10 protein-coding genes are annotated in these 10,966 nt (G+C 61.4%); 5 read left to right on the top strand and 5 right to left on the bottom strand.

Going from position 1 to position 10,966, the window contains the following annotated elements; translation table 11 throughout:
* Positions 1 to 89 precede the first annotated feature (89 nt).
* Positions 90 to 1,256 (top strand): pyridoxal phosphate-dependent aminotransferase, encoded by a 1,167-nt coding sequence (locus EBBID32_RS16260; RefSeq protein ID WP_006960879.1) that lies wholly within the window; start codon positions 90 to 92, stop codon positions 1,254 to 1,256.
* Between the two features lie 245 nt (positions 1,257 to 1,501).
* Positions 1,502 to 2,692 carry a hypothetical protein gene (locus tag EBBID32_RS24200; RefSeq protein ID WP_156022594.1) on the top strand — a complete coding sequence of 397 codons (1,191 nt, stop codon included), beginning with the start codon at positions 1,502 to 1,504 and terminating at the stop codon, positions 2,690 to 2,692.
* 154 nt (positions 2,693 to 2,846) lie between these two features.
* Here the strand turns inward: EBBID32_RS24200 and metH are convergent, their stop codons facing one another.
* The 4 genes from metH to EBBID32_RS16240 form a co-directional block, all read right to left on the bottom strand.
* Positions 2,847 to 5,462, bottom strand: coding sequence for a methionine synthase (gene metH, locus EBBID32_RS16255; RefSeq protein ID WP_037491281.1), 2,616 nt, complete (start codon positions 5,460 to 5,462; stop codon positions 2,847 to 2,849).
* A gap of 108 nt (positions 5,463 to 5,570) precedes the next feature.
* The gene (locus EBBID32_RS16250) at positions 5,571 to 6,617 is read right to left on the bottom strand and encodes a homocysteine S-methyltransferase family protein (RefSeq protein WP_006960873.1); all 1,047 of its coding nucleotides are present in this window, start codon (positions 6,615 to 6,617) and stop codon (positions 5,571 to 5,573) included.
* Positions 6,614 to 7,525, bottom strand: coding sequence for a methylenetetrahydrofolate reductase (gene metF / locus EBBID32_RS16245; RefSeq protein ID WP_006960871.1), 912 nt, complete (start codon positions 7,523 to 7,525; stop codon positions 6,614 to 6,616). Before metF ends, EBBID32_RS16250 begins: the two co-directional genes overlap by 4 nt.
* Positions 7,522 to 8,493, bottom strand: a complete 972-nt coding sequence (locus EBBID32_RS16240; protein ID WP_006960869.1) for an ArsR/SmtB family transcription factor — start codon at positions 8,491 to 8,493, stop codon at positions 7,522 to 7,524. Before EBBID32_RS16240 ends, metF begins: the two co-directional genes overlap by 4 nt.
* A gap of 216 nt (positions 8,494 to 8,709) precedes the next feature.
* Here EBBID32_RS16240 and EBBID32_RS25205 point away from each other — a divergent pair, with 216 nt between their 5' ends.
* Together EBBID32_RS25205 and EBBID32_RS16230 are read left to right on the top strand one after the other, a co-directional pair.
* Entirely contained in the window at positions 8,710 to 8,925 is a 216-nt protein-coding gene (locus EBBID32_RS25205) for a hypothetical protein (protein WP_037491279.1), read from the top strand.
* A 77-nt stretch (positions 8,926 to 9,002) separates the two neighbouring features.
* Positions 9,003 to 9,245: a hypothetical protein gene (locus tag EBBID32_RS16230; RefSeq protein ID WP_006960865.1), complete on the top strand. Its 243-nt coding sequence runs from the start codon at positions 9,003 to 9,005 to the stop codon at positions 9,243 to 9,245.
* Between the two features lie 86 nt (positions 9,246 to 9,331).
* Here EBBID32_RS16230 and EBBID32_RS16225 read toward each other — a convergent pair whose 3' ends face one another.
* On the bottom strand, positions 9,332 to 9,745 hold the full coding sequence (locus tag EBBID32_RS16225) for a glycine zipper 2TM domain-containing protein (RefSeq protein WP_006960863.1): 414 nt from the start codon (positions 9,743 to 9,745) through the stop codon (positions 9,332 to 9,334).
* A gap of 187 nt (positions 9,746 to 9,932) precedes the next feature.
* Between EBBID32_RS16225 and EBBID32_RS16220 the strand changes: the two genes are divergently transcribed.
* A complete protein-coding gene (locus tag EBBID32_RS16220; protein ID WP_006960861.1) occupies positions 9,933 to 10,913 on the top strand; it encodes an esterase-like activity of phytase family protein in 981 nt (326 codons plus the stop codon).
* The last annotated feature ends 53 nt before the right edge of the window (positions 10,914 to 10,966 follow it).

Here is a 10,966-nt window from a genome sequence, read left to right as displayed (position 1 = left end):
ATAAGAGACAGGAAATGCGCCGCCGCTTCGTTTCTCCCCATGAACCCCCGGAACGAACGCCCGGATGGCTGGACAAAGGGACAGACGACATGACCATGATGCTAGACAAGGATGCCAGAGACGATCTGATCGAACGCGGCTATTCCCGCCGCCAGCTGGCCGAAGTGGCCGCGCTGCTGGGCGCTGGCGTTGCCGCCAGCACCATGCTGGGCGGGGCCGCGATGGCGCAGCAGCAGGCCGGGCGCGGCATCAAGGGCGCTGTGCGCATCGGCGCGAACGAATGCTGGACCGGCCCCTTCCCGTCGGGCGTTGCCGCAGCCGCCGAAGCCGCATCGTTCGGCAACTGGTATGATCCCGACAATTATCGCGGCGATCTGGTCAAAACCGTCGCCACGGTCGAGGGTATCCCCGAAAGCCATGTCATGCCCTGGCCCGGTTCGGGTGGCCCGCTGGTCAGCATCGTGGCGGCCTATTGCTCACCGACCAAGGGGCTGGTGACCGCCGACCCGACCTTCGAGTCGGCCTGGCGCACCGCCGATTATATGAAAGCCCCCATCGCCAAGGCGCCGCAGGCCATCGGCAAGGGCCATGACGTGAAGGCAATGCTGGCCGCCAATCCCAATGCGGGCCTCTATTATATCTGCTCACCCAACAACCCGACCGGCACGATCACGCCGCTGGCCGACATCAAATGGCTGCTCGACAACAAGCCCGCCGATTCCATGCTGCTGGTGGACGAGGCCTATCTCCACTTCTCCGAAGCCCCCAGCGCCGCCACGCTGATCGGCACCCGCAAGGACATCATCGTCATGCGGACCTTCTCCAAACTGTTCGGCATGGCCGGTGTGCGCCTCGGCCTCACCTTCGCCGATCCCGACGTGCAAAAGCGCATCATGCTGTTCGGCCCGGCGGCTGGTGGCCTGGCGATCACCGCGATGCATTGCGGCAATGCGGTCTATACCGAAGCGGCGCTCATCAAGGCGCGGCGTGAGGAAATGATCGCCAATCGCGAGGAAACCATCGCCTGGCTCACTAAGAAGGGTATCGAGGTCCATCCCGGCAGCCAGGCCAATATGTTCATGGTCAACTGGAAGAAGCCCGCCAAGGAAATGCAGGCCGCACTGCTGGCCGCGCCGGAGAAAGTGCAGATCGGCCGTAGCTGGGCAATCTGGCCCACCGTCTCCCGCGTCACCGTCGGCTCCGCCGACGACATGGCCAAATTCCGCGCGGCGGTGGACAAGGTCTATAAGGCGTAAGGCAATCCCCTTTCCTTACGACAGGAAGAAGGGCGTCCGGGCAACCGGGCGCCCTTTTTTGTTGGGGGAGAATGGGTGGTAGTGGGGGGGCCTGTCCGTCTATGAGAGTTGACTGGCAGATTTTCCGCCATTCCCAAATGTACAGTAAATTTCCGGCACCCCCAACATTACCGCCGAGCATCGCCCAAGCCGGCCACCGACCAGATTTACTATCTCGATAGTCCTCAATACGCTAGCATAAGCTTATGAGCATGGGCGGTGATGGCGTTATCGATGAGCGACCCTGGGTCGAGGCTGCTAGGCACGCGAGCGAGAATCTTTCCTTCATACCTCGTCGTTTTCAGGTTGGTGGACGTCTACAGATTGCTGATAGTCCCGCCGTCCGCTCGACCATTTTTCCAAGCTGTGTACTTTGTGGTGGGCTAATCACCAACAACGACGCCACGCTAGAACATCCATTGCCTCAATGGTTGCACCGGATGGCGGGAAACGTCAGCGAGAATAGGGTAGAAGTATTTAACTCAGACGAACACAAACAACCTACTTGGAGACAATTGTGTTTGGTATCACATAGAAGCTGCAACGCCAAATTCGCCCGGAAAATCGAAGATCCAGTCATTTCTCCCATAAAGCGTTTGACTGCGGGTGGGAGGGTTACGTGGACTGAAATCGACGCAATTTTTGACTGGTTGGACAAAATAAAATCTGCTTCTTCTTTGATGGGCGCCGCGCTTGATGGTCATTCCGTACAACTTGGTTACTATGAAACATCGTTTCCAAATTTTCGGATCGGCGCGTTCGATAGGCTTGCGATATTTTTTAGAGTGACGGATAACGTAATTCCGTTAGATTTATTAGATTTTTTGAATCGTTCGTTTCTTTCTACGCCTAGCGCGATGCTCATACGCATAAAAGATTTAATGATTGTATATGTTAGTAATAATTTCTTACTTTCATCTACTTTTGGCCTCGCAGTCGGCACTGCAGATGGCGGTTTTATGCGTTACATCCCTGGCACTGGACTATTTGCTGCAGGTTTGGGGGCGAGGCGATCTCGCTTACCTACTGCGAAAATTATCGCGCAACCCATGCGTCGCCAGCATCAGAAACAGGGGTTGAGTGACGCGGGGCCTGCGCTGCAACCCAACGGAGATGGGAGGGTATTTGAATTATGCGGTAGCAGGTGGCATAGAGTGCGCAGTACCGATTTCTCCAACCTTGTTCGAATTAATTCAAGCATCGGTTACGTGCTGGCGGGTTTAGAAGTTATCGAGTGGCTGATTCTATGCAAAGAGCAAGACTTCGCTAGATATGGATTGGACGATGCCTATTTTATGAAAAGCCTACCAAATCTGCGCCAAGAAAAGATCGATTTGTTAGATGAACTTTCACAACTTCGTGGCGGCATTCGACCCGATGTAAATGATCGTTTCTAAAGACCATATAAACATCATTAAGTAATACTACTTTATGAGCGAAATTTGACTAATTATAACCTTCATAGTCAAAAAAATTCAGCATGGTGATGAGGGAGTGGCGGGACGAGCCAGCCCTGTCACCTCTCCCCGAACATAGAAACGACCCGCCCCCTCAATCCAAATTCGGCCTCAAATAGCGTTCCGCCGTATCGATATCGATCCCGCGCCGCACCGCATAGTCCTCCAGCTGGTCGCGCCCTACCCGCGCCACGCCGAAATATTCGGACTGGGGATGACCGAAATAGAAGCCGCTGACGGCGGCGGTGGGCAGCATGGCGAAGCTTTCGGTAAGCGTAATGCCGGTCGCGTGGTGGGCGTCGAGCATCTCGAACAGGATCGTTTTCAGGCTGTGTTCGGGGCAGGCCGGGTAGCCGGGCGCCGGGCGGATGCCGCGATATTGTTCCTTGATCAGGGCTTCGTTGGTCAGCTGCTCCCCCTCCGCATAGCCCCACAGCGCGGTGCGGACATAATGGTGGAGGCGTTCGGCGAAAGCTTCGGCCAGGCGGTCGGCCAAAGCTTTCAGAAGAATGTCCGAATAGTCATCGATCGCGGCCTTGAACCGGGCCAGATGCGGCTCGATGCCATGCATCCCGACGGCAAAGCCGCCCATCCAGTCGCCGTCATGGCTGATGAAGTCGGCCAGGCACATATTCGCGCGGCCTTCGCGCTTCTGGATCTGCTGGCGCAGCATCGGCAGGGTATAGTGCTTCTCATCTTCGACATGGACGATGATGTCGTCGCCTTCGCGGCGGCAGGGCCACAGGCCCGCAACGCCACGCGCGGTCAGCCATTTTTCGTTGACGATCCGGTCGAGCATCGCCCGCGCATCGGCAAACAGGCTGGACGCGCTTTCGCCGACCACCGGATCGGTCAGGATGGCGGGGTAATTACCCGCCAGTTCCCAGGCGCGGAAGAAGGGGGTCCAGTCGATATATTGGATGAGGTCCTTCAAATCCCAGTCGGGGAAGCGATGGACGCCGGGCAGGCGCGGGCGCGGGGCTTTCAGGCTCTCGTCAATCTCGAACGCATTGGCGCGGGCGTCCTCCAGCGGCACGAGCGCGCTCTGCCCCTTGTTCGCGCGGGCGACGCGGACATGCTCATAATCATCCTTGGTTTTCTGGACGAAATCATCCCGCTGGGTTTCGGACACGAGCGCGGTCGCCACGCCGACCGCGCGGCTGGCGTCCAGCACATGAACGACCGGGCCGGTATAAGACGGGTCGATGCGCAGCGCGGTATGGACTTTGGACGTGGTCGCGCCGCCGATCAGCACCGGCATGATCATGCCCGCGCGCTGCATTTCGGTGGCGACCGTCACCATCTCGTCCAGCGAGGGGGTGATGAGGCCCGACAGGCCGATCATGTCCGCGTCATGATCGTTCGCCGCCTTGATGATGTCATGCCAGGGCACCATCACGCCCATGTCGACGACTTCAAAGCCGTTGCATTGCAGGACCACGCCGACGATATTCTTGCCAATGTCATGGACGTCGCCCTTGACCGTGGCCATGATGATCTTGCCCTTGCCCTTGGCACCCGGTTCCTTGGCGGCTTCGATATAGGGGAGAAGGTGGGCGACCGCTTTCTTCATGACGCGGGCGGATTTGACGACCTGCGGCAGGAACATCTTGCCTGCGCCGAACAGGTCGCCGACGACGTTCATGCCGTCCATCAGCGGGCCTTCGATCACATGGATCGGCTTTTCGGCGGACAGGCGCGCTTCCTCGGTATCATCGACGACATACATGTCGATGCCCTTGACCAGCGCATGCTCCAGCCGCTTGGCGACTGGCCAGCTGCGCCAGGCTTCGGCGGCCTTGTCCGCCACCGCGTCGGTGCCGCGATATTTCTCTGCCAGCGTGACGAGGCGGTCGCCCGCTTCGGGATCGCGGTTGAGCACGACATCCTCGCACGCGGTGCGCAGTTCGGGGTCGATCGTGTCATAGACGTCGAGCTGGCCCGCATTGACGATCGCCATGTCGAGACCGGCGGGGATGGCGTGGTAGAGAAACACGCTGTGCATCGCGCGGCGGACGGGCTCGTTCCCACGGAAGGAGAAGCTGAGGTTCGACAGGCCGCCGGAGATATGGACGTGCGGGCAGCGGGCCTTGATCTCCTTGCAGGCTTCGATGAAGTCGACGCCGTAATTATTATGCTCCTCGATCCCCGTCGCGACCGCGAAGATATTGGGATCGAAGATGATGTCCTCCGGCGGAAAGCCGATGCCGACCAGCAGGTCATAGGCGCGGGCGCAAATCTCGACCTTGCGTTCTTTCGTGTCGGCCTGACCGGTTTCGTCGAACGCCATGATGACCGCGGCGGCACCATAGGCCATGCATTTGCGGGCGTGGAACAGGAAGGCCTCCTCGCCCTCCTTCATGCTGATCGAATTGACGATCGGCTTGCCGGAAACGCATTTGAGACCCGCCTCGATCACTTCCCATTTGCTGCTGTCGATCATGACGGGGACGCGGCTGATGTCGGGTTCCGACGTCATGAGTTTCAGGAAGGTCGTCATCGCCTCGACCGCGTCGAGCAGCCCCTCGTCCATGTTGACGTCGACGATCTGCGCCCCATTTTCCACCTGCTCGCGCGCGATGTCGATGGCGGTGGCATAATCGCCCGCCATGATCAGCTTCTTGAACTTGGCCGATCCGGTGACGTTGGTGCGTTCGCCGATATTGACGAAGGTGGCGCCAGTGACATTCGGGGATTTCTGGGTGGTCATTTTCATTCTCTCTCCCCCCGCTTGCGGGAGGGGTCGGGGGAGGGCGTGTCAGGTCGGGCGGGAAGCGCACATGCCCTCCCCTAACCCCTTCCGCAAGCGGGAGGGGTACTAGGCAGCGATGTGCATCGGCTCCAGGCCAGCGAGGCGCGTCACGACGGGCAATTCCGGCACCACGCGCGGCTTATGCCCCGCCAGCGCCTTCGCCACCGCCCCGATATGCGCAGGCGTGGTGCCGCAGCAGCCGCCGACCATGTTGACGAGACCTTCATCCACCCACTCCCGGATCAGCCGCGCGGTGGTGGCGGGCAGTTCGTCATATTGCCCCAGTTCGTTGGGCAGGCCGGCATTGGGATAGGCCAGGATCAGCGTATCGGCGTTCTTGGACAGCTCTGCCAGATAGGGCCGCAGCAGATCCGCGCCGAATGCGCAGTTCACGCCGATGGTCAGCGGCTTCAAATGGCGCAGCGAATACCAGAAGGCGTTGATCGTGTGGCCCGACAGGTTGCGGCCGGACATATCGGTGATGGTGAAGCTGAGCATCAGCGGCACCGATCGGCCCGCCGCTTCCTCCGCCTCGCGCGCGGCCATGCCCGCCGCCTTGGCGTTCAGCGTATCGAAGCAGGTTTCGACCAGCAGGAAATCGACCCCGCCCGCGATCAGCGCCTCGCACTGCTCGCGATAATCGGCTTTCAGCGTATCATAATCAACCTCGCGAAAGGCGGGGTCGTTGACGTCGGGGGAGATGGAGAGCGTCTTGTTGGTCGGGCCGATCGAGCCGCAGACGAAGCGCGGCTTGCCGTCCTTCGCGGTCGCCTTCTCGCACGCCGCGCGCGCTAGCTTGGCCGCCGCAATGTTGATGTCCCACACCAGATGTTCGCAGCCATAATCGGCCATGGCGATCTTGGTCGAGCTGAACGTGTTGGTCTCGATCATGTCCGCGCCCGCTTCCAGATAGGCGCTGTGGATACCCTCCACGATGTCCGGCCGGGTCAGGCAGAGCAGGTCGTTATTGCCCTTCTGGTCCTTTGGCAGGTCCAGATCGCCGCGATAATCCGCTTCGGTTAGACCATGTTTCTGGATCGACGTGCCATAGCCGCCGTCGAAGATCAGGATCTTGTCCGCGGCCAGCGCGCGCAATGTCTGTTCAGCGCTCATGCTGCTGTCTCCAATGATATATTCGCCCGCAAACCCAGCAAATGGCAGATCGCAAAGCTCAGTTCCGCCCGGTTGAGCGTGTAGAAATGAAAGTCGCGCACGCCGCCGCCATAGAGGCTGCGGCACAATTCCGCTGCAATCGTTGCCGATACAAGCTGGCGCGAGGCGGGATGATCGTCCAGCCCCTCAAACAGGCGGCCCATCCAGCTGGGCACCTGGGTATTGCACATCGCCGCCATCCGCTGGGTCGCGGCGAAATTGCTGACCGGCATGATGCCCGGCACGATGTCCGCCGTGATACCCGCCGCCAGCGTCTTGTCGAGGAAGCGAAAATAGGCGTCAGGGGTGAAGAAGAATTGCGTTATCGCGCGGGTCGCCCCCGCGTCCAGCTTGCGCTTGAGATTGTCGAGGTCGCTCTGCGCACTGGCCGCTTCGGGATGGACTTCGGGATAGGCCGACACCGAAATCTCGAACGGATGGCGCTGCATCAGCCCTTCGACCAGTTCGGCGGCACCTTTGTAACCGTCCGGGTGCGGCTCGAACGTGCCGCCCGCTTCGGGCGGATCGCCGCGCAGGGCGACGATGTGGCGCACGCCTGCTTCCCAATAGGCATCGGCGATTTCGGCGATTTCCGCCTTGCTCGCACCTACGCAGGTCAGGTGCGCGGCGGCGGCCAGAGACGTTTCCCGTGCGATGCGCGCCACCGTATTATGGGTGCGTTCGCGGGTCGACCCGCCCGCGCCATAGGTCACGGACACGAATTTGGGGTTGAGCGGCGTCAGCGTCTCGATCGCCGACCACAGCTGGGCTTCCATCTTCTCCGTCTTGGGCGGGAAGAATTCAAAACTGACATGGCAGTCGCCCGCAAGGTCCGCATAAAGCGGGGCGACAGGATCGTTCAAAGTCATGCGGAAATCCGTCCTTCTTGCTGCTGGACAGGCGCGCCTTTGCGTCGCCCCAGCCACAGTTGCACCGTCAATTCATGGCCGGGCAAAGTCTCCACCCGTTCCAGTTGCAGGCCCGCTGCCGCGAACCAGCCTTCCATCTGTTCGTCGGAAAAGCCCAGCCGCGCATGTTGATCGCGCACGCGCAATTCTTCCCGTTCATGCGGCGCGAAGTCCGCGATCAGCACCCGGCCGTCAATCGTGGCGACGCGCGCCGCCTCCCCGATCACCTGCTCTGGCACCTGCGCATAATGCAGCACCTGATGCAGCAGGACGGTATCGACGCTGCCCGGCTCCAGCGGCAAAGCGCCAAAATCGCCCAGCAGCAACGCATATTTGTCGCCCGCATCTTCGGGCAGCTTGGCCCGCGCCAGCCGCAGCATGTCCGGGCTGCGGTCGATTGCGGTCACGGCCTGCGCCGCGCCGCCAAACAATTCGATCATCCGCCCGGTGCCGGTGCCGATATCGAGCAGATGGCCGATCGGTTCGCGCCCCAGCAGCACCGTCATCGCCGCCTCGACATCCGCCTCCGCCACATGGAGCGAACGGATCGCATCCCATTCCTCGGCATGGTCGGCAAAATAGCCCTCCGCCGCCCGCGCCCGGTCCGCCCGCACCGCCGCCAGCCGGGCCAGATCGGCCGCCTGCCACAATGCCTCGCTATCCGACGGGGTCAGACGGTCGAACAGCGATACGAACGGCGCGACATCGTCGCCCTTGCCCAGCCGCAGAAATACCCAATTGCCTTCCTTGCGCCGCTCCACCAGCCCCGCTTCAGCGAGGATGCGGACATGGCGCGATACGCGCGGCTGGCTTTGCCCCACGACCTGCGCAATCTCTCCCACGGCCAGCTCCATCGCCCGCAACAGGTGGATGATGCGCAGCCGCGTCGGGTCGCCAAGTGCCCGGAAAATATCGAGTGCCGTGTGCATGGCCATTCCATATAAAGAAATCTTTATATGCGTCAATGCCCGCAGATTTTCCGCAACTGCGAACAAAAGCGCGCCCGTTTCCCGCCCGGATTGCAGGAATGGGATTGCCTTGCATCAACCAAAGCATTACGAATCAACGCGCAGGCGCAATGGGGGGTGAGCTTTTCTCCGAGAGTGGTCTGCACCGTTTTTATTCTCAGAGAGGGGTTTCTGCCCATGACCAAGTCTATCGCTCTTTCGCTCGTTCTCGCCGCTTCGCTCGGTCTGGCCGCCTGTTCGGGTGGCACGGAAAATGCCGCCAACAACGCTGCCAACTCGGCTGAAAATGCGTCGAACGCTGCTGACAACGCCATGAACGCCGCGCTGAATGCCGCCGACAACGCCGCAAACGCTGCGTCGAACGCGACCAACAACGTCGCGAACGCGATGTAAGTCCAAACGGACTTTCAGAATTCGGAAAGGGGTCGCGCCGGTAACGGGGCGGCCCCTTTTCCATTGGGGACTGATCGATGATCCGCACCATCTTCATCGCCGCCGCGCTGCTGCCATTGACCGCCTGCGGTTCGGGATCACCCGATGGCGTCGGCGGGGTCAGCGCCAGTGAAGCCAGCGCGCTCAATGACGCCGCCGCCATGCTCGACGCGCGCGCCGGCGCAGCGCAGAGCGCCGACATGGGCCTTAATCCCGCCGCCAGCGCGGCAGCGGGTGCCGATCGTGGCCGGGTTGCGCCGCAGCCCGATCCCAAGCCCTGACGCAGAAAGGCCGCCTCGGATGAGACGGCCTTTTCGATTACCTCCACTGTAGGTTCCCGCCTGCGCGGGAACACGCAGTTCCAGCCTTAGCAATTGCGGTCGATGGCCCGGCCAGCAAGGGCGCCTACGCCAGCACCGATGATCGCGCCGGTCGTGCCGTCACCGCGACGGCCGTAGCGGCCCGAACCCTTGCCGACTTCATTGCCCAGCAAGCCGCCGGCGATAGCACCGATGATGGTGCCGCCCGTGCCATTGTCCCGGCAACGATAGCCCCCGCGATAGCCACCACGATAGGCGTTGCTGCGATAATAGCGGTCATTGCCGCGATAATAGCCACGGTCACCGCGATAGCCGCGATAGCCACGGTCGCGATAATAATCGCCACGGTCATAACCGCGATAATAGCCGTCGCGGGCCATCGCCGGGGTTGCGGTCACGGCCAGGGAAGCAGCGCCCATCGCCAGAGCGGCTCCCATATTGATCAGAAACTTCATCTTCATGGCGTTGCTCCTTCCAAAATCGTCATTCTGTCGGCGCTTCCCAGAGACGGGTTTCGCCAGTGATGAACGTCTTATGGGTGATTCGCCTTGAGCCGACCCTGAATGGGGCTGACAGCCGCCGTTAAGCTGATAACGGTCCGGCACAGTCCTGCTGCGTCCTGCCTGATATTATCCTATGGCGAAGGGAATGACGCGAATCCTGATCGTCCTGGCGCTCGCCATCCTGCTGCTGCCAGCCCCGCACAACAGCAAGCCTGCAGCCGTGCAGCCGGGCGCCTTGCTGGTCACCGCGCGGCCGCTGCCGCTCAGCACGGCCGATCCTGCGCTGCGGCGGGTGGGTTCGCTCGACTATCTGGGCGGCTGGGAGCTGCGCAGCGCCAATCCGGGGTTCGGCGGCATATCGGCGCTGCTGGTCTCACCGCCCGGTGATGTGCTGGCGCTCAGCGATTCCGGCATATTGATGGGGCTGCATGTCGGCGATGGTGAGGCGCGGCGGCGGCCCTTCATCGCCCCCCTCCCCATTCGGTCGCAGGATCGCGATCGTCCCTGGTGGGCATGGGATTCGGAATCGCTGACGCATGACCCGGTCAGCGATCGCTACTGGATCGGGTTCGAGCTGCAACAGGCGATCTGCCGCTATGCGCCGGGATTCGCGCGGGTCGAAGCGTGCCGGACCTGGCCACAGATCATGGCCTGGCCCCCGACCGGGTCGATCGAATCGCTCGCGCGCCTGCCCGATGGCCGCTTTCTGGCGATTGGCGAGATGGGGATGACCCCCGATGGCCGGCATGACATTCTGCTGTTTGCGGGCGACCCGGCCGAGCGCGAAACCCCCGATCCGATCCATCTGCGTTATACACCGCCGCAGGGCTATCGCCCGACCGACGCGGTGGCGCTGGATGCGCAGCACCTGCTGGTCCTCAATCGCCGCCTGACCTTGCAGGAGTTGTTCACCGCGACCATCGCGATCGTCGACCTGCCCGAACGGCTGGAACAGGGGATGGAACTGAAAGCCCGCACCCTCGCCCGCCTCGCCCCGCCGCTGCTGGCCGATAATTTTGAGGGGCTGGCGGTTAGCCGAGAGCGTGGCCGGACGATCCTGTGGGTCGTATCCGACGACAATCACGAATTTTTCCAGCGGACATTGCTGCTGAAATTCGGGCTGTAGCCTTAAGTGCCGCACCAGCCCACACCCCCACCCGGCCTCCCACAGAATATCCT

The organism is Sphingobium indicum BiD32, assembly GCF_000382885.1.
GTDB classification, from domain to species: Bacteria; Pseudomonadota; Alphaproteobacteria; order Sphingomonadales; family Sphingomonadaceae; genus Sphingobium; species Sphingobium japonicum_C.
Note: the sequence above shows the minus strand (reverse complement) of the source record. Positions and strands in the feature narration are given on the sequence as shown.